The organism is Paenarthrobacter sp. 10L420 (assembly GCF_056395385.1).
This window is the reverse complement of record NZ_JBFTJK010000023.1, coordinates 1-20,512: the sequence shown is the minus strand read 5'-3', so window position 1 is coordinate 20,512 and position 20,512 is coordinate 1. Positions and strand designations below refer to the sequence as shown.

20 protein-coding genes and 1 riboswitch are annotated in these 20,512 nt (G+C 62.2%); of the genes, 6 read left to right on the top strand and 14 right to left on the bottom strand.

The window, feature by feature from the left end; genetic code table 11:
• Window positions 1-39 precede the first annotated feature (39 nt).
• From dusB to AC1DD5_RS22375, 10 genes are all read right to left on the bottom strand, one after another.
• Window positions 40-1,221 (bottom strand): tRNA dihydrouridine synthase DusB, encoded by a 1,182-nt coding sequence (gene dusB / locus AC1DD5_RS22420; RefSeq protein WP_431119345.1) that lies wholly within the window; start codon window positions 1,219-1,221, stop codon window positions 40-42.
• An 83-nt stretch (window positions 1,222-1,304) separates the two neighbouring features.
• On the bottom strand, window positions 1,305-1,916 hold the full coding sequence (locus tag AC1DD5_RS22415; RefSeq protein ID WP_442006222.1) for a response regulator transcription factor: 612 nt from the start codon (window positions 1,914-1,916) through the stop codon (window positions 1,305-1,307).
• Complete coding sequence (locus AC1DD5_RS22410; protein ID WP_477522801.1) at window positions 1,913-3,022, bottom strand: sensor histidine kinase; 1,110 nt, start codon at window positions 3,020-3,022, stop codon at window positions 1,913-1,915. The genes AC1DD5_RS22415 and AC1DD5_RS22410 overlap by 4 nt, the downstream gene beginning before the upstream one ends.
• A 29-nt stretch (window positions 3,023-3,051) precedes the next feature.
• Window positions 3,052-3,828, bottom strand: coding sequence for an ABC transporter permease (locus AC1DD5_RS22405; protein ID WP_477522800.1), 777 nt, complete (start codon window positions 3,826-3,828; stop codon window positions 3,052-3,054).
• Window positions 3,825-4,763 (bottom strand): ABC transporter ATP-binding protein, encoded by a 939-nt coding sequence (locus AC1DD5_RS22400; protein ID WP_477522799.1) that lies wholly within the window; start codon window positions 4,761-4,763, stop codon window positions 3,825-3,827. The genes AC1DD5_RS22405 and AC1DD5_RS22400 overlap by 4 nt, the downstream gene beginning before the upstream one ends.
• A 111-nt stretch (window positions 4,764-4,874) precedes the next feature.
• Window positions 4,875-6,392, bottom strand: a complete 1,518-nt coding sequence (locus AC1DD5_RS22395) for a YibE/F family protein (RefSeq protein WP_477522798.1) — start codon at window positions 6,390-6,392, stop codon at window positions 4,875-4,877.
• Between the two features lie 55 nt (window positions 6,393-6,447).
• Entirely contained in the window at window positions 6,448-7,821 is a 1,374-nt protein-coding gene (locus AC1DD5_RS22390) for an FAD-binding oxidoreductase (RefSeq protein WP_442006217.1), read from the bottom strand.
• Between the two features lie 215 nt (window positions 7,822-8,036).
• Window positions 8,037-8,999: a GNAT family N-acetyltransferase gene (locus AC1DD5_RS22385; RefSeq protein WP_442006216.1), complete on the bottom strand. Its 963-nt coding sequence runs from the start codon at window positions 8,997-8,999 to the stop codon at window positions 8,037-8,039.
• A 2-nt stretch (window positions 9,000-9,001) separates the two neighbouring features.
• The gene (locus AC1DD5_RS22380; protein ID WP_442006215.1) at window positions 9,002-10,387 is read right to left on the bottom strand and encodes a glycine--tRNA ligase; all 1,386 of its coding nucleotides are present in this window, start codon (window positions 10,385-10,387) and stop codon (window positions 9,002-9,004) included.
• 136 nt (window positions 10,388-10,523) lie between these two features.
• Window positions 10,524-11,528, bottom strand: coding sequence for a DMT family transporter (locus tag AC1DD5_RS22375; RefSeq protein WP_477522797.1), 1,005 nt, complete (start codon window positions 11,526-11,528; stop codon window positions 10,524-10,526).
• Window positions 11,529-11,551: 23 nt separating this feature from the next.
• Here AC1DD5_RS22375 and AC1DD5_RS22370 point away from each other — a divergent pair, with 23 nt between their 5' ends.
• Window positions 11,552-11,779 (top strand): RNA-binding S4 domain-containing protein, encoded by a 228-nt coding sequence (locus AC1DD5_RS22370; protein WP_477513677.1) that lies wholly within the window; start codon window positions 11,552-11,554, stop codon window positions 11,777-11,779.
• A 70-nt stretch (window positions 11,780-11,849) separates the two neighbouring features.
• Here AC1DD5_RS22370 and AC1DD5_RS22365 read toward each other — a convergent pair whose 3' ends face one another.
• Window positions 11,850-12,503, bottom strand: a complete 654-nt coding sequence (locus tag AC1DD5_RS22365; protein ID WP_477522796.1) for an alpha/beta hydrolase — start codon at window positions 12,501-12,503, stop codon at window positions 11,850-11,852.
• Window positions 12,504-12,571: 68 nt separating this feature from the next.
• Here AC1DD5_RS22365 and AC1DD5_RS22360 point away from each other — a divergent pair, with 68 nt between their 5' ends.
• The 3 genes from AC1DD5_RS22360 to AC1DD5_RS22350 are packed head-to-tail and all read left to right on the top strand — an operon-like array spanning window position 12,572 to window position 15,121.
• Window positions 12,572-13,417, top strand: a complete 846-nt coding sequence (locus tag AC1DD5_RS22360) for an SGNH/GDSL hydrolase family protein (RefSeq protein ID WP_442006211.1) — start codon at window positions 12,572-12,574, stop codon at window positions 13,415-13,417.
• A gap of 44 nt (window positions 13,418-13,461) precedes the next feature.
• A complete protein-coding gene (locus AC1DD5_RS22355) occupies window positions 13,462-14,616 on the top strand; it encodes a winged helix DNA-binding domain-containing protein (RefSeq protein ID WP_477522795.1) in 1,155 nt (384 codons plus the stop codon).
• Between the two features lie 43 nt (window positions 14,617-14,659).
• Window positions 14,660-15,121 carry a hypothetical protein gene (locus tag AC1DD5_RS22350; protein WP_477522794.1) on the top strand — a complete coding sequence of 154 codons (462 nt, stop codon included), beginning with the start codon at window positions 14,660-14,662 and terminating at the stop codon, window positions 15,119-15,121.
• Window positions 15,122-15,127: 6 nt separating this feature from the next.
• On the opposite strand, the gene metX is transcribed toward AC1DD5_RS22350, so the two are convergent.
• Window positions 15,128-16,249: a homoserine O-acetyltransferase MetX gene (gene metX / locus AC1DD5_RS22345; RefSeq protein ID WP_477522793.1), complete on the bottom strand. Its 1,122-nt coding sequence runs from the start codon at window positions 16,247-16,249 to the stop codon at window positions 15,128-15,130.
• 14 nt (window positions 16,250-16,263) lie between these two features.
• Window positions 16,264-16,378, bottom strand: a riboswitch (SAM riboswitch).
• A gap of 139 nt (window positions 16,379-16,517) precedes the next feature.
• On the bottom strand, window positions 16,518-17,834 hold the full coding sequence (locus AC1DD5_RS22340) for a bifunctional o-acetylhomoserine/o-acetylserine sulfhydrylase (RefSeq protein ID WP_477522792.1): 1,317 nt from the start codon (window positions 17,832-17,834) through the stop codon (window positions 16,518-16,520).
• A 226-nt stretch (window positions 17,835-18,060) separates the two neighbouring features.
• Here AC1DD5_RS22340 and AC1DD5_RS22335 point away from each other — a divergent pair, with 226 nt between their 5' ends.
• Window positions 18,061-18,699: a VOC family protein gene (locus AC1DD5_RS22335; protein ID WP_442016988.1), complete on the top strand. Its 639-nt coding sequence runs from the start codon at window positions 18,061-18,063 to the stop codon at window positions 18,697-18,699.
• Between the two features lie 126 nt (window positions 18,700-18,825).
• On the opposite strand, the gene AC1DD5_RS22330 is transcribed toward AC1DD5_RS22335, so the two are convergent.
• The gene (locus tag AC1DD5_RS22330; protein ID WP_477522791.1) at window positions 18,826-19,599 is read right to left on the bottom strand and encodes a CPBP family intramembrane glutamic endopeptidase; all 774 of its coding nucleotides are present in this window, start codon (window positions 19,597-19,599) and stop codon (window positions 18,826-18,828) included.
• 112 nt (window positions 19,600-19,711) lie between these two features.
• Between AC1DD5_RS22330 and AC1DD5_RS22325 the strand changes: the two genes are divergently transcribed.
• The gene (locus AC1DD5_RS22325; protein WP_477522790.1) at window positions 19,712-20,368 is read left to right on the top strand and encodes a histidine phosphatase family protein; all 657 of its coding nucleotides are present in this window, start codon (window positions 19,712-19,714) and stop codon (window positions 20,366-20,368) included.
• Window positions 20,369-20,512 lie beyond the last annotated feature (144 nt).

Sequence of the window (20,512 nt, the reverse complement as noted above, 5' to 3'; positions counted from 1 at the left end):
TGTAGTGGTGCCTCTTGAGCCAGTCTTACACGTGTGAAGCTAGCCGCCTGACACGTCCAGCTCAGCTGCGGAGATTTCGGCACTCTGTTCCGCGTTCAGCTGACGGCTCACGAGCCAATCCTTGGGCAGCGCCGGCTTTTTCGGTGATCCGGCACGGCCACGCGGACCCTCGGAATCGATGCCTGGATACGGCAAATCCATGTCAAGCTCTTCGAGGAGTCCGCGCAGGACCTCAAGGGTAGGAACCGTGGCCAGCTTGGCGCGAAGTTCCCCGCCCACCACGTATCCCTTGAAGTACCAAGCCATGTGCTTTCGGATTTCCCGCAACGCCTTGTACTCGTCGTTGCCGAAGGTTTCCACCATGAGCTCTGCATGCCGGTACACGCCTTCGGCGACCTCCCGCAGGCCCGGACGGTGCCGCTGGTCGCTGCCTTCGAAGGCCGCCTGCAGATCACCGAACAGCCACGGACGGCCCTGGCAACCACGGCCTACCACCACGCCGTCCACACCGGTTTCCCGGACCATGCGGACAGCGTCCTCGGCGGACCAGATATCACCGTTTCCCAGCACCGGAATGTCAGGCAGCGCCTCACGAAGACGCGCAATGGCGGACCAGTCAGCCTGGCCGGAATAGAACTGGGCGGCCGTCCGGCCATGGAGGGCGACGGCGGCCACTCCCGCATCGCGGGCGATACGTCCGGCGTCGAGGTATGTCAGGTGGTCCTCGTCAATGCCCTTGCGCATCTTGATGGTGAGCGGAATACCGCCCTTGGAAGCTTCTTTAACCGCGGTCTGGACGATGGACGTGAACAGGTCGATCTTCCATGGCAGCGCGGAACCGCCACCCCTGCGGGTGACCTTGGGTACCGGGCAGCCGAAGTTGAGGTCGATGTGGTCAGCCCGGTCTTCCTCGACGAGCATGCGGACTGCCGCGCCGACCGTTACGGGGTCAACACCGTAGAGCTGCACGGAACGCACTTTCTCATCCTCGTCATGGGAGATGATGCGCAAAGATTCCGGAGTCCGTTCCACCAGCGCACGCGATGTCACCATCTCGGCCACGTACAGGCCACCACCGTATTCGCGGCAGAGCCTGCGGAAGGCTGAGTTGGTGATGCCCGCCATGGGGGCAAGGATCACGGGAGTGTCCACGGTGATCCCGCCGAGTTGCAAAGGCGGAAGCTCAAGCTTTGGGGCAGGGGGCGTTGCTACTACAGTCACCCATCCATTGTCGCAAATCAGGGCAAATCGGCTCCCGGGCGACTATTCGGCACAGCACGTTCCCGCGTCTGTTCCGTAATTCCCTACAGGAGCCAACCGTTATCGGCAGCGATTCGTACCGCCTCGGCTCGTGTCCTTCCGCCGGTCTTGGCCATCGCCGCCGAGAGGTAGTTCCGCACCGTCCCTTCGGAAAGGATCGCCGTCCTGGCAATGTCCGCAACAGTTCCACCGGCAGCGGCAGCCCTCAACACTTCCGTCTCACGCTCCGTCAGGGGGCTGTCGCCGGACGTCAGCGATTCCGCAGCGAGTGCCGGATCCACAACTCGAAGCCCCCGGTGAACGCGGCGCACCGCATCGGCCAGTTGTCGCGCCGGGGTATCTTTGACGACAAACCCCGATGCTCCGGCCTGCATGGCGCGTTTTAGGTAGCCAGGCCGCCCAAAGGTGGTAACCATCAGTACCCGGCACGAAGGCGCCGCCCGGCGTACGGCAGCTGCTGCGCTGATTCCATCCAGGCCCGGCATCTCGACATCCAGCATCGCGACGTCCGCGGAATGCTCCACCACAGCAGCGGCGACGCCCGTGCCATCGCCCAATTCTGCAACCACCTCAATGTCTGGCTCCAACCCCAGCAATGCCACCAAAGCCCCACGCACCAGTGCCTGATCGTCAGCGATCACCAATCGGATACTCATACGTCAACTGCCAATCTGAACCCTCCAAGGTCACTGGTGCCGACGCTGACGCTTCCGCCAGCCACAGCCGCCCTCTCCCGTATGCCATCCAGCCCGCTTCCCGGACGGGCTTCGGGAGCCGGCCCCACGCCGTCGTCCTCCACCAGGACCCCGGACGCCGTCAGCAGGACGCGGCAACGCGCGGCGCCGGAATGCCGCACAACGTTGGTGATGCCTTCCCTCAATACCCAGCCGAAGAGCTCGCGATGCCGGGCGGGAACTTGCTCAACCGTCCCAGGCAACTCGGCCTCGATGCCTGCCGATTCCAGCGCACTCCTGGCAGCTGCGAGTTCGGCGAGGACATTGACGCCGCGATAACCGGCGACAGTGGCCCTCACATCAGCGAGGGCGCCGCGGGCAAGGTCCTGCACGTCGCTGATTTCCGCCGCTGCCCTGTCCAAGGACGGCCCAGCGGCTCCTTCCATCAATCGGCCGGCCAATTCAGCCTTGACGGCGATCACCGTCAGTGAGTGTCCCAGGATGTCATGCATGTCCCGGGCAACCCGGCTCCGCTCGGCAGCAACGGCCGCATCCGCCAGTTCGCTTTGTGCCGCCCGCAACTGGGATGTTTGCCGGATCATCCGTGCAAAGGAAGACATCATAAGACCCAACGACAAGATGAGCGCGGGCTGGGAGAAGGCCTGCTCCGGTGCGCCTGTGGACAGACCAGTAGCCAAAGAGACTGCGGCAAGCGCCATGATCAAGGCGAAGTCGACGCGGGGCGGCAACACGGTCATGGCAATCGCGCACGCGAGGAACGGCCACGTCCAGAGTGCCTCCGGGCCGACCAGGAAAATCACCAGGCCGTTCAGCGCCAACAGAATGCTGACGCACAACAGACCGGTCCCGCTTCCCCGGCGTCGGCTGTACATCGGAAGAATGGCATAGGCGGCGAAGAAGGCGATCAACGATGTGGAGGCTGCAAGCTTCCAGGGAAGTGGTTCGTCGACCGACCACACCAGGTTCCACGTAGGCCAAGCCCAGAGAAGAATGGAAAAGCCTGCGCCCACAAACCATCTTCTGGGTCCAGGCCCACGGAACATGCCACCGGTCTTCTCGGAGCTCATGACTCCCACCCTAGTCAAAGTGGACAGGATCAGACGCGCTTGGTGTCGCGGCGAAATGCCAGCGCGGCTCCACCAACGAAGATCGCCAGCCAGATCACGACGTTAACGATCCACATGGCGTCGAACTGTCCAGTTATGGGGCTCCTGGCCAACTGCCCGATCCCATATGCCGGGGTGAACTTGGCGATGGCACCAAAGGTCTCGCCCATGATCTCGATCGGCATAAAGAGCCCGCCAAGCATGGCCAGGATAGCCAGCGCCGGGCCCAGGATCTGCATGACATTCTGGCTTGGCATGAGATACCCCACGAACAAGCCCAGCGCGGCGAAGACCAACGAACCCAGCCAGGCAACCAATCCAGCTGTCACCCATGTCTGGAGGTCCATGGTGACCCCGGCCAAAGCGCCGATGACGAATTGGGCGATCACAGCGACGAGCGACAACGTCAGGGCTGCCGCAGCCTTGACAGCAATATAGGCACCGGGAAGCAGAGGAGTAAGCCGGAGCTGCCTGCTCCACCCTTGCGCACGTTCCACCGCCACCTGGCTGCCGGCTCCGGTGGCCGCAGTCATGGCTGCGTACACCGTCAGACTGATCAGGATGTACTGACCATAACTATGGCCGTTGGGCAACTGCTGGTTCTTGTTGGACAGGCCGAAGATGAAGAAGAAGATCGCGGGCATGACGACTGTGAAGATGACTGTCCTGCGGTTGCGGAGCATCCGCTTGATCTCGATCCACAGGAACGTCCGGTTGATACCGCCCGCGGAGGGCTTGCGGTCCTGCATTGCTGTTGCCGTACTCATGCCCGGTCTCCTTCGAGTGCGGGTTCAGTGGTTTCTGATTCTGCTTCATCCCCTGTGAGCGCCACGAAGGCCTCCTCAAGGTTGTTGGCCACGACTTCCAGATCGTGGGCTGCGGTGTTGTTCAGCAGGTAGCGGACTACGGAGTCCGAGTCCGCCGTTCGCACGGTGAGTCTTCCGGCGTCGTAGTCCAAGCTGTCCGATGTTGGGAGTCCAGCCAGAAGATGCTGGTCGGCAGCTGGCAGGGAAGCCTTGACCGTGCGGCCGGAGGCAAGGTTCTTGATCTGGGCCGCCGTGCCATCGGCAACTACGGTGCCTTGACGGACCAAGACGATCCGATCCGCGTAAGCGTCCGCTTCCTCAAGGTAGTGGGTGGCGAAGATTACGGTGCGGCCCCGCGAGGCGTCCGCCCTGATGGCGGACCAAAAATCGCGGCGGCCAGCGACATCCATGCCGGTGGTCGGTTCGTCCAGGATGAGCAGTCCGGGATCCGACACCAGGGCCATGGCAAACCGCAGGCGCTGCTGCTGGCCGCCCGAGCATTTCTCCACCTTGCGGTTGGCGATATCCAGGATGCCGGCACGAGTCAGCGCCTCCTCCACAGGTCGGGAGGAGTCAAACATTGCTGCGGTTAACTGCACGGTTTCCCGAACAGTGATGTCCCGAAGCAATCCGCCGGTCTGCATGACGGCGGCCACTTGCCCTCGGGCGATGGCGCCGCGGGGCGAGTGGCCGAAAATCGAAACCTCACCTTGGTCGGGGGTGCTAAGACCGAGGATCATGTCGATGGTGGTGGTCTTGCCTGCACCATTGGGCCCCAGGAATGCCACCACTTCCCCTTGTTGCACGGTCAGATCCAAACCACGGACGGCACGGACCTCCCCGAAGCTCTTGTGCAGTCCGACGGCGTGGACTGCCGGCACTCCCGTGATTCCCATTGTTCTCCCTGATTGGCGGTCTTGTTCCACCATCCATTCAAGCCGGGATTGCCCACCTGCACCCGTGGAGGGTGTCACCGATCGGGGATGACAAATGTCATGGCCCCGCCGTCACATGGAGTTGCGCGCACCATCATCGTCTCCGCGGCGCTCCGCCTCACGCTGGGCACGGCGACTCCCCGGGCGGGCAGACTTGCCGACCGCGCGGGAGGACCCGCCGTCGTCGAGCCTTTCCATTCGGCCAGAACCCACGACGGCGGCCGCGGCAGCGAGGGTACCAGTATCGTCCACGTCGTCCGGATTCACGGACAGAGCCGGCGCCGGGGCGGCACCCTTCACGCCAGTGGCCTTGACCACCAGCACCGCGATCAGCGTAGTCACGGGAATGGCCAGCACCAGGCCGATGGAGCCCACTAGCGTGCGGATGACTTCTTCGGACAACTCCGCACTGGTCAAGGCCTCTGCAAGTGGGCGGTCGTAAAGCATCACGATGATGAGGATCGGGAGGGCGGCGCCAGCGTACGCGAAGGCAATCGTGTAAACAGTGGAGGCGATGTGGTCCCGGCCAATCCGCATTGCCGATGAAAACAGCTTGCGGGCACTGGTATTCGGGGCCAGTTCGTAAAGCTCCCACACAGCAGAGGACTGGGTAATGGTGACGTCGTTGAGGACGCCGAGGCCTGAGATGATCAAGCCGCACAGGATGATGCCGGAGATTGAAATCTTGTCCGACATATTTATCAGCGTCGCGGCGTCATGGTCGCCGACGCCCGCAAGGTTTGCGGCATCTGTTGCCCACGCCGCCAACAGCGCAGTAATGCCCAACCCGAAAATGGTTCCCAGCAGGGCTGTGGAGGTCCGCGCCGAGAATCCGTGGGCGAAGTACAGGACCCCGATCATGATCACCGTGGAACCCACCAAAGCCAGCATGAGCGGCGGCTTCCCCTCCACAAGCCCCGGCAAGATGAAGCTGACGAGCACGGCATAAGCGCCAACCAGGCCAAGGAGGGCCCGGAAGCCACGCCAGCGCGCCACAGCGATCACTACCACCGCATAGAGCACTGCCAGCAGGGCAATCGGCAGGCTCCGCACGAAATCCACAAAAACGTACGACGGCGAGCCGTTGCCCTGCGATGCGCCTTGGACACCGGAAAGGTTCAAATAGCGGATCGAGTCCCCCACATCCACCCCATGGGACTTGGCGACGTCGGGGTTGATCACTACCTTGACTGGTTCCCCACCCTTGTCCGGCTGGGTGAAGGCAAAGGTGCAATCGGATCCGCCGGGCTGGCCTGCACCGGGTTGGCCCGCACCGGGTTGGCCCGTTTGACCGGTATCTGTTTGTCCCTGCGTGGATTGTCCGGTTTGGGTGCAGCTTTCCTGCACCACGCTCTGGATCTTGCCGGTGTCAAAGGTCACTCCCGGGGCAGCCTGGTAAGGGCTCGCGAAGGAGATTCCGTCCCGGCTGCCTGAGGGCCACATCACCATCATGGCGATGACAGTGAGCACACCAAGTGGAACCAGCACGGCAGCCAGGAGCCAGTTGGCGCGCTTCCGGGATGCAATTGCCTGGGGGGTTGGCTCGGAACTTTCAGAATGACCGTGACCGTGGGAGTGTCCGTGACCCATCAGCTGCAAAACCTCATGGCTTCAAGCCTAGCCGGGCAACATGCAAACCCTTCCCTCAGGCGGGTTTGATGTTCTGGTTCACATGGAAAAGGTTGCCGGGATCGTACTTGCTCTTGACCTCCACCAGACGATCCCAGTTGGGGCCATAGTTGTCAGTGATCCTGTTCTGGTCTTCAGTGTCCATGAAGTTGATGTACCCGCCCAGCGCCGAGTGCGGTGCAAGGGCCGCCGCATAGCCTCGCGCCCAGGCGATGTTGGCTTCGTTATCCGTAGGTTCCATCCATTGCGCGGCAATGACCGGCGCGAACTTCATGTCCCGGTGCGCAAAAGCTGTGTCGTGGACGCCAACGCGTGAGACGGCGCCGTCGATCGGGTAAACGTGGACGGACGTATTGACGCTGGTGACCGTCGCGCCGTGTTCAGCGTGAGCTTGGATGGCGCCATCACTGAGCTCGGGAAGGAAGTTCGCTTTCCAGTAGCCCTGCATTCCTTTCTGGTTCAGGGCGTCGAAAGCCACGTTCAGGGCTGGATAAGGCATAGGAGCTACCAGCGAGCCGGCAACAGGAGCGGCGTCCAGGAAGGGCTGCCACCGTGCTTCGCCTTCTCCCATGTCCCCTGTCCACATCCCCACCACCACACAGACAGGCTTGCCGTGCCACTCTTCGGGAAGGAACGGGACTGGCGGGCCTTGGTGGAAGCCCAGAAAGGCGCCAAACTCTTCCGGCGCATTCGCAATGTAATCGCGGTAGAAGCGGGCAACAGTGTCCGTATGCTCGGCACTGTAGAGAATGACTCCGGCATGAACCATATCAACGGGATGGAGTTTGAACTCGAAGGAGGTCACCACGCCAAAGTTGCCGCCACCACCCCGGAGCGCCCAGAACAGGTCCTCGTTTTGGTCTTCGCTGGCCACCAGGAACTTTCCATCCGCCGTGACCACATCGGCGGAAATGAGGTTGTCGCAGGAGAGGCCGTACTTGCGGGCGAGGTAGCCAATCCCGCCGCCCAAGGTCAGGCCGGCCACTCCCGTGGAACCGACGATCCCGCCAGTGGTCGCCAGTCCGAAGGCATGGGTTGCGTGGTTGAAGTCAGCCCACGTGGTTCCACCTTCGGCCCGCGCAGTGGCGGTTTCTGGATCCACCCGGACCCCTGTTCGGTTGACGAAGTCCAGCACCAGGGCGTCATCCGCTGTTCCAAATCCAGGGGCACTGTGTCCGCCACCCCGGATGGCGAGGGGTATGGAATTCTCCCGTGCGAAGTTCACCCCCGCGATCACATCCGCCACTTGGGCCACCCGGACGATTCCCGCCGGACGTTTGTCGACCATGGCGTTAAAGACTGCCCGTGCCGAATCATATTCAGGGTCTTCAGGAGTGATGAGCTGTCCACGCAGCTGATCCCGCAGCCCGTCCAAGGCCGTACCGTTCATTTGTTGTTACCGCCGATTCAGAGGAGACCGGAGCTGGTCCACAGACGCCGCTTCCCTCCGAGTGTGCCGGCGCGTGGCTTACGTCGCCTTCCTACTCCTGCGCCATGGCCGCGTCAAGGCTTTTCCACCATGAATGCGGGCTGAGCTTAAAGCCAGGATCCCGCCCTGCCCATCGGCGATGGGCAAAGCGGGATCCGGACGTGCGAAATACGTGGTCAGTCGCTCACGATCAGTGTGTCAGCACCACGAACGTGGGCCTTGCCCGACTCCAGCAAGGGAGCCAGGACACCGCGCAGGGCCGTCATCGATTCGTCCACTTCCAACAGCACGGGGTGCTGGTAGGCAATGAGCGCCAGGAGGTCCCGAACGGCGGCCTCTGCGTCGTCGACGGACAGCTTTGGATCGTGACCCAGGAAGACATCCGAAGGTTCCTCGGAGTTGCCTTGGGCATAGCTGATCGCAAAGGCCTGGATCTTGCCTTTTCGGCTGGCCGGCACTCCCCCACCAAAGGCGCTGGCCTTCGGTGCACGCAGCACGATGGCCCCATGCGCCCCGGTGAGATCGTGCAGGAAGAGCCGCTGCACCGTGGCAATGCTGAGCTCACCCGGGCTGTCCCAGTGATGGACGGCCGAGTAGTAGCTGCCCACCACTTCGCTGAGTTCCACGGATCCGGTGGCGAGATCCTCCACGCGCTCAGACGCAGCTTCCTCGGAACCGTCGCCGAACCGCGGCAGCTTCAGGGGCTCAGGCTCCACCACTACCAATTGGGAGCGCTGGATGGGTCCAAGACCGGCCGCGTCTGCGAAAGCGGCGCCCGGCGTGCCAGGCTCCACTTTGCTGCGGAGCTTGGAAACGCCCGACGGCGAGTTCCCGGCTTCGCGGCGCAGCATGGTCAGCAGGGTGGCCCCAACGCCGTTCCGGCGATGGTCCTTGGCAACCTCGATGTAGGCCCAGAGACGTTCCGGGTGCAGCGAAGCTTCGTGAACTACGCCGGCAGCAACGGGGATGCGAACGCCGTCAACGACGTCCTCGGCAACGATGCAGCGGCGCCAGGGCTGGTTGCTCGAAGGCGCCAATGCAGCACGAAACTGTTCTGCTGGGAGGGTCTCCGGGCCGCCCCAAATTTCCAGGAGGGCGAGGTCGTCGCCCTCCTTCCATTCGCGGTATTCCAAAGCCACGGTCAGGCGCCGATCAGTCGTGCTGCCAGGTAGGCCTCAACCTTGTCCAGCGACACGCGTTCCTGGCTCATGGTGTCGCGCTCACGGATGGTCACGGCCTGGTCTTCGAGGGTATCGAAGTCCACGGTGATGCAGAACGGAGTACCGATCTCGTCCTGGCGACGGTAACGGCGGCCGATGGCGCCGGCGTCGTCGAAGTCGATGTTCCAGTTCTTGCGCAACTGGGTGCCCAGCGCCTTGGCCTTCGGGGACAGGTCCTCGTTGCGGCTCAGCGGCAGGACAGCTGCCTTGACCGGGGCAAGCCGCGGATCCAGCTTCAGGACGGTACGGACGTCGACGCCGCCCTTGGCGTTGGGTGCCTCGTCCTCGGTGTAGGCGTCAATCAGGAAGGCCATGAACGAGCGGGTCAAACCGGCGGCGGGCTCGATCACGTACGGGGTGTAGCGCTCGTTGGTGGCCTGGTTGAAGTAGCTCAGGTCCGTACCGGAAGCCTCGGCGTGTGTGGAGAGGTCGAAATCCGTACGGTTCGCGATGCCCTCGAGCTCGCCCCACTCGGAGCCTTGGAAACCAAAGCGGTACTCGATGTCCGTGGTGCCCTTGGAGTAGTGGCTCAGCTTCTCAATCGGGTGCTCGAAGAACCGGAGGTTTTCTTCACGGATGCCCAGGCTGGTGTACCAGGACATGCGCTCCTTCATCCAGTACTGGTGCCATTCCTCATCCGTGCCGGGCTCGACGAAGAATTCCATCTCCATCTGTTCGAACTCACGGGTACGGAAGATGAAGTTGCCCGGAGTGATTTCGTTGCGGAAGGACTTGCCGATCTGGCCAATGCCGAACGGCGGCTTCTTCCGGGACGTGGTGAGGACGTTGTTGAAGTTCACGAAGATGCCCTGGGCAGTTTCCGGGCGCAGGTAGTGCATGCCTTCATCGTTGGCCACCGGGCCAAGGAAGGTCTTCAGGAGGCCGGAGAATTCCTGCGGTTCGGTCCACTGGCCACGGGTGCCACAGTTGGCGCAGGCAATGTCCTTCAGGCCGTTCTCGGCCGGACGGCCCTTCTTTTCCTCGTACTCTTCCTCGAGGTGGTCAGCACGGTAGCGCTTATGGCAGGACAGGCATTCCACCAGAGGGTCTGAGAAGACCTCTACGTGGCCGGAGGCTTCCCAAACCTGACGGGGAAGGATGACTGAGGAGTCCAGGCCAACGACGTCTTCGCGGCCGCGGACCATGCTCTGCCACCACTGGCGCTTGATGTTTTCCTTCAGTTCCGCACCAAGGGGTCCGTAATCCCACGCCGAACGCGAGCCACCATAGATTTCACCGGCCTGGAAGACAAAGCCCCTCCGCTTGGAGAGGGAAATGACCTGGTCAAGGACGGATTTTGCTGCCATGGGTACTCCATTTGTTCTACAGGGCCGCTGGGTGCGGTCCGCGGTGGTTGCCCCGGAATCCGGACGAGGTTGTCCGGCGGGGTGGGCTGGGGAATTGGTGCGGATAATAACTGTGCAGAAAGCTGCGTGTCCTAGCCTACCGGCCTTTGCCCGGGACCTTTCGTACGAATGCTCCCCGGGGCCAAGGCAACGTGGCCACGATGATCGCCGCGAGCGTCAGCACCGTACCCAACACCGTGGGCAAGGCGACCACCGCACCGGGACTGGGGATCACGACGTCGAGCACTAAGGAACCCACCAACTGGCCGGCGATCATGCCCAAACCGGTGACCAGCACGCCAAGGCTGCGGACAAGCAGTGCTGCAAGCCCAATGAAAAGGCAACCCATGGGGCCGCCCAGGTAGAACCACCATTCACCCGGAAGTGGGTTGCCCGCGCCCGCCACGGAAAGTTTGATGAGCCAAGCGATCCAAAGGATGACGGCACCGGCGATGAAGTTGACCAGCGTGGCGGCCACAGGCGTCCCGTAGTGAACAGTGGCGGTTCCGTTCATGGCCTGCTGGAAACTCATGAGGAAGCCCGCCGCCAGAGGCAGCAGGACGGGCAGCACCAGGGAGGCGATATCGGTATTGCCCCCGAACCGAGGGGAAACAGCCCAGGCAACTGCGGCAACCGTCAGCACGCTGCCCAGGATCCGCACTCCAGTAATGGACCTTTTACCGCCGGGACCGATGCCCATGCGGTCCACGAGGAGGCCGCTCAGGGTCTGCCCCGTGACCGCAGCAACCGTGAACAGGGCCACACCCAACAGGCCAATGGTGAAGGACTGGGCAAAGACGAAGAGAGCGCCGATCCCGCCGGCCATGATGTAGAAGCGGGGAAAGCTCCGGTTGCGGACTGCCGGGACGATGCGCCGAAGACCCGCCCTGCCTTTCGGTGTGGCAAGGGAAATGGCCGCAATGAGCACCAGGCCTGTGGTGAAGCTCACCACAGCAGCGGCGATGCCATCGTTCAACCGGGCCCCGAGCGCCCCGTTGATCCTTCCTTGAAGCGGAATGACCAGGCCGGTTGCTACTGCAACAGGGAGGCCAACGGCGAGCGGAAGGGTTGAACGGAGAGAAGGCTGCGGCACTGACCCCACACTACTTCAGGCATCATTGCTCTATGAGCAACCCGGAAATCGAAGAGATCCCCATCCGCGACGACATGATCCGCCTCGGCCAGCTGCTGAAGCTCGCCAACCTCGTGGAGGACGGCGTTGAAGCTACGGAGCTCATCAAGAACGGCTTGGTCAAGGTCAACGACGAAATCGACGACCGCCGCGGCCGCCAACTCCACGCCGGAGATACCGTTACCGTCAACGGCCAGACCGTCCGGATCACCACCGCCTGAAGCAACGCGGGGTCACTTATGGCCCATTGTGAGGCTTCCAAGGGGCCATATGTGACCCCGCGTTGCTTTTCTAGTCGGTGGAGAGCACTTTGTGGGTCAGGAATTCGCCCACGTGGCCGATCTCCTGCTGGTTGATGCCATGCCACATGCCTGTGTAGAGCACCTTGGTGAGGTCCACATGATTGCGCACCCATCCCATGGTGTATTCGATCTTGTCCGGAGTAATAACGGGGTCCTGCTGGTCGCGGCCCCAGAACATCGGCAAGGTGCCGTCCAGTTCAGCATCGCGGAAAGCGGCGTCTTCGCCGGCGTCCACCACAAAACCTGAAAGCCCGACGACGGCAGCGAAGTCCGCGGGACGGTAGCGGAGCATGGTGGTCGCCATGGCCATGCCCATGGAGAAGCCAAGCAGTGTCACTGAAGAATGGTTCGCTTTGACCGTGTCCAACCATTCAAGGGCATACTCAGCGGCAAGCTTTACTGCTTCCAGGGAGTACTCAATTGATGCGGTGAGCGGGAACCACGTGAAGCCGGGGCCCATGGGCATTGGCGCCCGCAAGGAAGCCACCGCAAATCCCTCGGGAAGCAGGCCGGCGAGGCTGAAGAGATCGTCCTCATTGGAGCCGTAGCCGTGCAACAGCAGCAGAAGCGGTTTGCCCTCCCGCTCGGCTTCGTCATGGGACCACAGGACAACGGGCGCGGGGAATGCAACGGCTTCAGTCATGGATCTATTCTTGCAGTTACCGATGGGTAACAACCTACGGTGGCGTAGGTTTGCAGGTTCAAGGCAGGATGGAAAGCGTGAGTGACGTCAATTCATTGGTGAAGCCGGGCGACCCGGTCCAAACTCACCCTTGGAGCCGTTACGTGGCACTGGGGGATTCGTTCACGGAAGGCATCGGCGATCCCGAGCCGCAGAATCCCGGCGGCTTCCGCGGGTGGGCTGACCGTGTAGCGGAAGAACTGGGCCGCGGCCACGAAGATTTTGCCTACGCCAACCTTGCCATCCGTGGGCGGTTACTGCAGCAGATCGTGGATGAACAAGTTGGTCCTTGCTTGGAACTCCAGCCGGACCTCGTCTCTATTTCGGCCGGCGGCAATGACCTCATCCGGCCCGGCGGCGACCCGGACCTTTTGGCGGAGAAGCTGGATGCTGCCGTTCAGGAACTGGCCTCCAGTGGTGCCACCGTGGTGTTGTTCAACGGACCGGACACCGCATCCTCCGTCTTGGGCCGCATCCGAGGCAAGGTGGCCATCTACAACGAAAACCTCAGGACGGTGGCTGCACGGCACGACGCCATCATCGCCGATATGTGGTCCCTAAGGCAGTTGGCCGATCCCCGGATGTGGGACGAAGACCGCCTGCACTTCTCACCGCTGGGACACCACACGATCGCGATGATGGTCCTGGAAGCGCTGAACGTCCAGCACACCCTCGAACCCCTGGTGCCGAAACCCCTGCCGGTCCGCACCTGGCGTGAGGCCCGTTCCTCGGATCTGGTGTGGGCGCGTGAATACTTTGTTCCCTGGGTTATCCGCAGGTTGCGGCATCGATCCTCCGGCGACGGCATTACTCCCAAACGCCCGACGGCGGGACCGGTCTTCGGTCCCAACGGCACCATGCTGCCGCGCGGCTAACGTGCGGATCGCTTGCAGGACTAACGCCCGGAAAGAGCTCCGCTATGCACGCTGACATTTCACTGGCGCCGGCTGATGTTGTGCACTTCAGGCTTCGGCGTCAGCAGTTGCGGGCTCCTTACGGTGAAAGCGTTGATGAGGTGCTGCGCAACCTCCTCGCGGTCCAGTCGCAGGAATTTCCGTACGCGAGGTGGACCGTTGCCCAGCGAACGCCGGGTACCACTGCCGATGAGGTGGAGCAGGCGGTGGCTGACGGCAGGATCCTCCGGACACATATCCTGCGGCCAACGTGGCATTTTGTGCATCGTGAGGACCTCGGCTGGTTGATGGGGTTATCTGCGGATCGCCTTCATCAAGGCAACAAAGGCATGTACAGGCAGACCGGACTTGATGAGCACGCCGCTGCCAGGAGCGGAGACATCCTTGCCGAAGCCGTGGCCGGTGGAGCCCACAAAACCCGCGAAGAATTAGCCGCGGTACTGGAACAGGCGGGTTTCCCCGGGAAAGGACTTGGCCTCGTTTACCACCTCATGCACGCAGAGATCAGCAAAATCTTGGTGAGCGGTGCGCCGGTCCGTTCTGCAGGGGGTGCGCTCAAACAGACATACGCCTTGTTCCAGGAACGTGTGTCCGCCACGGGCAACGTGCCCTTGATTGGGGACGACCGCGAATGGGCTTTGGGTCAGCTGGCGCTGCGATACTTCACCAGCCGGGGGCCTGCCACCATCAAGGACTGTGCCGCCTGGTCCGGACTGACCATGAAGGATGTGCGGCTTGGCTTGCAGGTAGCTGAAGAGTCCCTTCCGGGCGCCTTGGCAACTGTGGCGATTGACGGCCTGGACTTCTGCTTGCCAGCAGAAGACGTCGAACCCATTTCAGCGACTCCTCCAGCTGCCGCTGGGCCGCCGCTCCCCCGGGTCGATCTCATCCAGTGCTACGACGAGTACGTGATGGGCTATTCCCAATCGAGGCACTACCTCGGCGGAAGGGCGCCCTATTTCCCGGAGGGCGATGCTCCCATTCACGTCGTGTTGCTGGAGGGCAGGCTGTCCGGATGGTGGCGCCACGGCTTCTCCGGTGGGATCTGCGAACTCGACGTCAGAGTAAACCGACCCTTCACAACAGCGGAACAACAAGCGTTGGAGGCCGAGGCGGAACGCTACGGAAGGTTCCTGGGCATGAAGGCAAAGCTGGTGTGAAAGTGCGGGACTAAGCTGGGTTAAGACCTAGGAGGCCTGCACCGTGAACAATCTGATCTTCTGGATCATCGTCTGCTCGTGGCTGATTCCCATGGGGATCCGCCTTTATAACAGGTCCCGGGCGCGGCGGCTTCAGGACCGTAATTTCCAGGACCGCAACTTCCCGGGCCAGAACTACCCTGCCCAGAACTACCCGCCCCAGAACTACCCTGGCCCCGGCTATCCCCCGCAGAATCTTCCGGGACCGGGTTACCCGCAGCAGAACTACCCTGCCCAGAACTACCCGGGCTATCCGGGCGAGCCAATCCACGTCCGCCCTGCCGATGCGCAACCGCCGGCAGGACCGCCGTCGAACGCTTCTTCACCTACGTTTCCCAGCAACAGCGGCTCTGAGCACCAAGGCTTCCGCGCGCGCAAGCTGGCCGAGCTGGACCTCAAGTTCAGCAACGGCGAGATCGCCATGGAGGACTACATGAAGCAGCGCGGCGAGATCATGAACGGCTGAGCCGGCTTACGCGAAGAAGGCCTGATGCAGTTGGGCTGACAGTTGCCCGATTTCGGTGAGGAAGCCGTCGTGTCCGATGGGAGCCTCGATCACGTGGACGGGCACATTGCCGGGCAGGTTTTGTGCCAGTTCCAATGACTGGGCCGGGAAGTAGAGGCGGTCCGAGTCGACGGCTGCCACAAAGAATTCAGCAGTGGCGCTGGCCAAGGCTTCCTGCAAGGTGCCCCGGCCCCGGCTGATGTCGTGGGACATGAGGGCCTCGGTGATGGCGATGTAACTGTTCGCATCGAACCGGCGCACCAGCTTGGTGCCTTGGTGGTCGAGGTAGCTTTCCACCTGGTAGCGGCCACGCTCCCCCAGGACCGGAGCAGCCAGGGGCGTCTCTTGGTGCTGGGCTTCGCGGCCGAAGCGGAAATCAAGCTCCAGGGCTGATCGGTACGTGATATGCGCTATCCGTCGGGCCAGGGCAAGGCCCGCCTCGGGAGTTGGTCCACCGTAGTAATCGCCGTTGTTGAAGTTCGGGTCCTGGCGGATGGCGAGCGTCTGCGACTGGGCGAAAGCGATTTGCTCGGCTGTGCTGTAGGCGCCGACAGAAATGACTGCGCACCTCTGAACACGCTCGGGGAAGGTCACCGCCCATTCAAGTGCCCGCGCCCCGCCCATGGAACCGCCGAGGACTGCGTGCCATGCCTTGATGCCCAATGCATCCGCGAGACGGGCTTCAGCCACGGTGCTGTCGCGCAACGTGATGAGAGGAAAGCGGGATCCCCAAGGCCGCCCGTCCGGAGCCTGGGACGATGGTCCCGTGCTGCCGTAACAGCCGCCCACAATGTTGATGGAGATAACGAAGAACCGGTTGGTGTCGATCGTCGCGCCGGGACCAACGAGTTGCTCCCACCAGCCTTCCTCGTCGGTGGCACCGCGGGCCACGTGCGTGCTGCCCGTCAGTGCGTGCTGAACGAGAACGGCGTTGGACGCATCTTCGTTCAGCTGCCCCCAGGTTTCGTAGGCCAGCACAACATCCGGGAGAAAACCGCCGGCTTCAAGTTCCAGCGAACCTACGCCGGCGTACTTGACCGTCCCGTCTTCTTTGCCCGGTTTTGGGGGTGCTGTAGCAGTAATGGTCATTCCTTTGACACCTAACCTCGCGCTTGCCTGCCGCCTTGCGTGCGACAGGCCAGGTCTTCACCCGGGGCACCCCACCGCGGAGGAGGGTTGCCGGCCAGCAAGCCGGGGCTGTCACTGGCACTCATGACCTAATACGTAGAGTCTAGGAAAAATACCGCTGTTTTGGCGAAGAATGTGACAGCTGTGTGACGGTTTGGGGTCCCTTCGTTCAGGAACACGCAGCGAGAAGGGCCGCCCGGCGAATTTTCGTCGGCGGGCAGCCGCTCCGCTAAGCGCCCTTGGCAGCCCGGAAACCAGCCTCCAAGTCAGCAATGATGTCGTCCACGTGCTCGATTCCCACCGACAGGCGGACAAGGCCGGGATACACGCCCGCAACCAGTTGCTGTTCGACCGTGAGCTGGCTGTGGGTAGTCGACGCCGGGTGGATAACCAGCGAGCGGACGTCACCGATGTTGGCAACATGGGAGTGCAGCTCCAGGCCATCGACGAATCGCTTGCCGGCCTCGACGCCACCCTTGATGTTGAATGCCACCACCGCGCCGGTACCCCTCGGCCCGTACTTCCGGCCGCGGTCATACCAAGGGCTGGACGGCAGACCCGCGAAGGCAACCGATTCGACGTCGTCGTGGGCTTCCAGCCATTCCGCCACTTTGGTGGCGTTCGAGACGTGACGCTCTACGCGGAGGCTCAGGGTTTCCAGCCCTTGGGCGATGAGGAATGCGTTGAACGGGGAAACGGCCGAACCCAGATCGCGCAGCAACTGCACGCGTGCCTTGAGAATGTAGGAGAGGTTGGCTCCGAGCGCGCCGTCCTTGCCAAGGTCCCGGGCGTAAACGAGTCCGTTGTAGCTGGGGTCCGGAGTATTGAATCCAGGGAAGCGTTCCGGGTCCTTGCCGAAATCAAAGTTTCCGGAGTCCACGATCACGCCGGCGATCGCCGCACCGTGGCCGCCCAGATACTTGGTAGCCGAGTGCACCACAATGTCCGCACCCCATTCGATGGGTCGAATGAGGTACGGGGTGGAGAGCGTGTTATCCACGATCAGCGGCACGCCAGCTTCATGCGCGGCGCGTGAAATACCCTCGATGTCCAGCACGTCCTGGCGCGGATTTGAGACCACCTCACCAAAGAACAGCTTGGTGTTGGGCTGCACGGCGTCGCGCCACTGGTCCAGGTTGTCCGGGTCTTCCACGAATGTCACGGAGATACCGAACTTCTTCAGTGTGTGTGCCAGCAGGTTGTAGGTGCCGCCGTACAGGCTGGGGCTGGCGACGACATGGTCGCCGGCCTCGGCAATGTTCAGGATGGCGAAGGTTTCCGCGGCCTGTCCAGAACTGAGGAGCAATGCGCCCAGTCCACCTTCGAGGCTGGCGATCCGCTGCTCCACGGCATCCTGTGTCGGGTTGCCGATACGGGTGTAGATCGGGGCGAGCTCGGCCAAGGCAAAGCGGTTGGCTGCGCTCTCTGCGCTGGGGAAAACGAAGGACGTGGTCTGGTAGATCGGAAGCGACCTCGCTCCCGTGGCAGAGTCAGGCTCCTGCCCTGCGTGGATCTGGCGGGTTTCGAAAGACCATCCTTGGGACATTGAATTCTCCTCTTAGTGGCGCGCGGGTTTGCCGTTGATCGCTGTAGGCGTGGGCTGGGGCCAGTCTAGGAAGGGCCCGGATACTTGGACAGCTTTGTGACGAAGGCAGTATTTTTCGGTCTTTGGGCGACCCGGCATGACGCAGTCGAATGGCATACAGCAAGGTCCCATGTTAGTTAGGCTTCCCTTAGCTGAGACCCCGATCACAAAGTGCCAAGATGAAGCCATGCGCATGGATCACGTCTCTTACGCTTGTGAACGAGATGGCCTTTTGGCCACTACCGAACGAATTTCCGCAGCTCTGGGAGTGGACGCAGTCCGGGGCGGAGTGCACCCGCGCTTCGGTACCCGGAACATGATCATTCCCTTGGCGGATAACAAATACCTGGAAGTCGTAGAGGTCCTGGACCATCCTGCTTCTGACAAGGCACCCTTTGGTCAGGCAGTCCGAGCACGCTCGGCGGCTGGCGGCGGTTGGATGGGCTGGTGCGTCGCCGTTGACGACCTCGCCCCCTTCGAAGAACGCCTCGGCCGTTCCGCAGTTCCGGGCAACCGCAAGTTCCCGGATGGCCGCGAACTCGTGTGGCAGCAGATCGGCATTCTCGGCTTGATCGCCGATCCCCAGGTGCCGTACCTGCTCAAGTGGGAGGGCGACCCCTCACTGCACCCGTCCAAGGTCTATGACAGTGACGTCAAGATGTCCAGCCTCACTATTGCGGGCTCGGCGGAACGCGTTACCGAATGGCTGGGCGAACCCGTTGAGAAGCCGCTCGAGGACGTCGCTGTCCAGTGGATGGCCCCGCACGGTACGCCTGGCATCATGTCCGTCACTTTCGAAACAGCCTCCGGCGCCGTCACCATCTGACCCGTCACTTCCCTTGGGGGCCTGCTCCCCTCCCCGGTCCTGTGTGTCCGGTCAAGCTTCGGCCGCCATCAGCGGGTGCCAACGACGTCACCCACCGATGGCGGCCGAATTTCTTTAACCGCGCGCCTAACCAAGGCCTATCGCCTTGCCGAAGAGGCTGAAGCCAACGAACGCGACGATGTCCAGCAGCGCATGGGCAATGACCAAAGGCATTACCCGCTTCGTCTTGGTATAGATCCAGGCGAAAACCAACCCCATCGCGAAGTTGCCGATGAACGGTCCGAAGCCTTGATACAAGTGGTAGCTGCCGCGAAGGGCCGCGCTCACAACGATGGCCAACGGGGTACTCCAACCGAATTTTCCGAAACGGTCCATGAGGTATCCCACGACGATCACTTCCTCAACGATCGCGTGGCGAACCGCGGAGAGAATCAATACAGGCACGGTCCACCAGTAAGCCTCCAGGCCGCTGGGCACAATGGCGGTGGTGATTCCGAGTGCGCGACCGGCCGCGTACAAGCCAAGTGAAGGGATGCCAATGGCGGCTGCGAGGCCCAGCCCCTGCAAAAGGTCCTTGCCCGGGCGCGCGAAGTTGAACCCCAACCGGGCAAAGCCTGAGCCACTTGCACCTTCCCGGCCACCCTGTGAATGCGATGACAGGAAGTAGAACACCAGGACCACCGGAACCAAAGCGAAGATAATGTCCAGCAGTTGGTACGTGAGATCGAAATACTCGCGGGTGCTTTGGGACCTGTTAAGCGTCGAAGTTGCCTCGGACAACGGCGCGCGTGTCATCTTGTCCAGAAGTTGCACCACGGAGTACACGGCTGATTGGCCCAGAGACAGGCCCAGTACGATGAGTACTTCGGCGCGCAGGCGGCGGCGGGAAGCAAGGAGCATGTACCTATCTTGCCTGCAGTTCCTGCCACTTTGCCGTGAACTGCGCACGTTCCCGCTCCACCCGTAGGCAGACCCTATGCTTGGTGGGATGAGTGCCCCAGGGAGAATCTTCATGATCCGGCACGGCCAGTCCGCCGCGAATGCCGACACGTCAATCTACAACCGTGTGCCGGACTACCGCATCCCGCTCACCGAACTAGGAGTTGAGCAGGCACGGATAGCCGGCGAGGCCCTCAGGCGGAAGCTCGACGGCGAGCAGGTCTGCGTCTACGTGTCCCCCTACTTGCGGGCATACCAGACTCTTGAGGCGTTGGACCTCGGCCCGCTGATCGAGCGCGTGATCGAAGAACCCAGGCTACGCGAGCAGGACTGGGCCAACTTCCAGATCGCCGGGGAGATAGAGGACCAGAAGGAGCTTCGCAACCTTTACGGCCACTTCTTCTACAGGTTCCGCGAGGGCGAGTCAGGCTCGGACGTCTACGACCGCGTCTCCTCGTTCATGGAGACCCTTTACCGCCACTGGCAAAAGCCGACGTACGCCCCAAATACCCTGATGGTCACCCACGGACTGACCATGAGGCTGTTCTGCATGCGCTGGTTCCACTGGACTGTTGAGTATTTCGAGTCACTGAACAACCCGGACAACGCCGAACTACGCACACTGATAAGGACCGACGACGGCCAGTACAGTCTGGACGAGCCGTTCAGCCAGTGGGTGCCAAGGGATGTTGACGATTCAGTGCTTCACGCGCCGAGAATGCGTTTCTAGTGCCGCGTGTCTAAAGTAGTTTTATGGTTGGTGTTTGGGAGAATTGGGCATGGCTCATCCTCCCGCTCCTGCTTTGGATATTCGTGATGGCGACTTTGAGGTGTTGTCGCGGTGGTCCCGTTCCTCGGCGATGAGGGCAGGGCT

What these genes read in the sequence shown, in the direction of transcription:
- AC1DD5_RS22400 (WP_477522799.1), bottom strand. Translation starts at nt 4,763, where the DNA reads ATGGGAATCACGGGAGTGCCGGCAGTCCACGCCGTCGGACTGCACAAG.
- AC1DD5_RS22405 (WP_477522800.1), bottom strand. Translation starts at nt 3,828, where the DNA reads ATGAGTACGGCAACAGCAATGCAGGACCGCAAGCCCTCCGCGGGCGGT.
- AC1DD5_RS22330 (WP_477522791.1), bottom strand. Translation starts at nt 19,599, where the DNA reads ATGCTCCTTGCTTCCCGCCGCCGCCTGCGCGCCGAAGTACTCATCGTA.
- AC1DD5_RS22355 (WP_477522795.1), top strand. Translation starts at nt 13,462, where the DNA reads ATGCACGCTGACATTTCACTGGCGCCGGCTGATGTTGTGCACTTCAGG.
- AC1DD5_RS22390 (WP_442006217.1), bottom strand. Translation starts at nt 7,821, where the DNA reads ATGAACGGTACGGCCTTGGACGGGCTGCGGGATCAGCTGCGTGGACAG.
- AC1DD5_RS22380 (WP_442006215.1), bottom strand. Translation starts at nt 10,387, where the DNA reads ATGGCAGCAAAATCCGTCCTTGACCAGGTCATTTCCCTCTCCAAGCGG.
- AC1DD5_RS22365 (WP_477522796.1), bottom strand. Translation starts at nt 12,503, where the DNA reads ATGACTGAAGCCGTTGCATTCCCCGCGCCCGTTGTCCTGTGGTCCCAT.
- metX (WP_477522793.1), bottom strand. Translation starts at nt 16,249, where the DNA reads ATGACCATTACTGCTACAGCACCCCCAAAACCGGGCAAAGAAGACGGG.
- AC1DD5_RS22415 (WP_442006222.1), bottom strand. Translation starts at nt 1,916, where the DNA reads ATGAGTATCCGATTGGTGATCGCTGACGATCAGGCACTGGTGCGTGGG.
- AC1DD5_RS22395 (WP_477522798.1), bottom strand. Translation starts at nt 6,392, where the DNA reads ATGGGTCACGGACACTCCCACGGTCACGGTCATTCTGAAAGTTCCGAG.
- AC1DD5_RS22335 (WP_442016988.1), top strand. Translation starts at nt 18,061, where the DNA reads ATGCGCATGGATCACGTCTCTTACGCTTGTGAACGAGATGGCCTTTTG.
- AC1DD5_RS22360 (WP_442006211.1), top strand. Translation starts at nt 12,572, where the DNA reads ATGGAAAGCGTGAGTGACGTCAATTCATTGGTGAAGCCGGGCGACCCG.
- AC1DD5_RS22410 (WP_477522801.1), bottom strand. Translation starts at nt 3,022, where the DNA reads ATGAGCTCCGAGAAGACCGGTGGCATGTTCCGTGGGCCTGGACCCAGA.
- AC1DD5_RS22370 (WP_477513677.1), top strand. Translation starts at nt 11,552, where the DNA reads ATGAGCAACCCGGAAATCGAAGAGATCCCCATCCGCGACGACATGATC.
- AC1DD5_RS22325 (WP_477522790.1), top strand. Translation starts at nt 19,712, where the DNA reads ATGATCCGGCACGGCCAGTCCGCCGCGAATGCCGACACGTCAATCTAC.
- AC1DD5_RS22340 (WP_477522792.1), bottom strand. Translation starts at nt 17,834, where the DNA reads ATGTCCCAAGGATGGTCTTTCGAAACCCGCCAGATCCACGCAGGGCAG.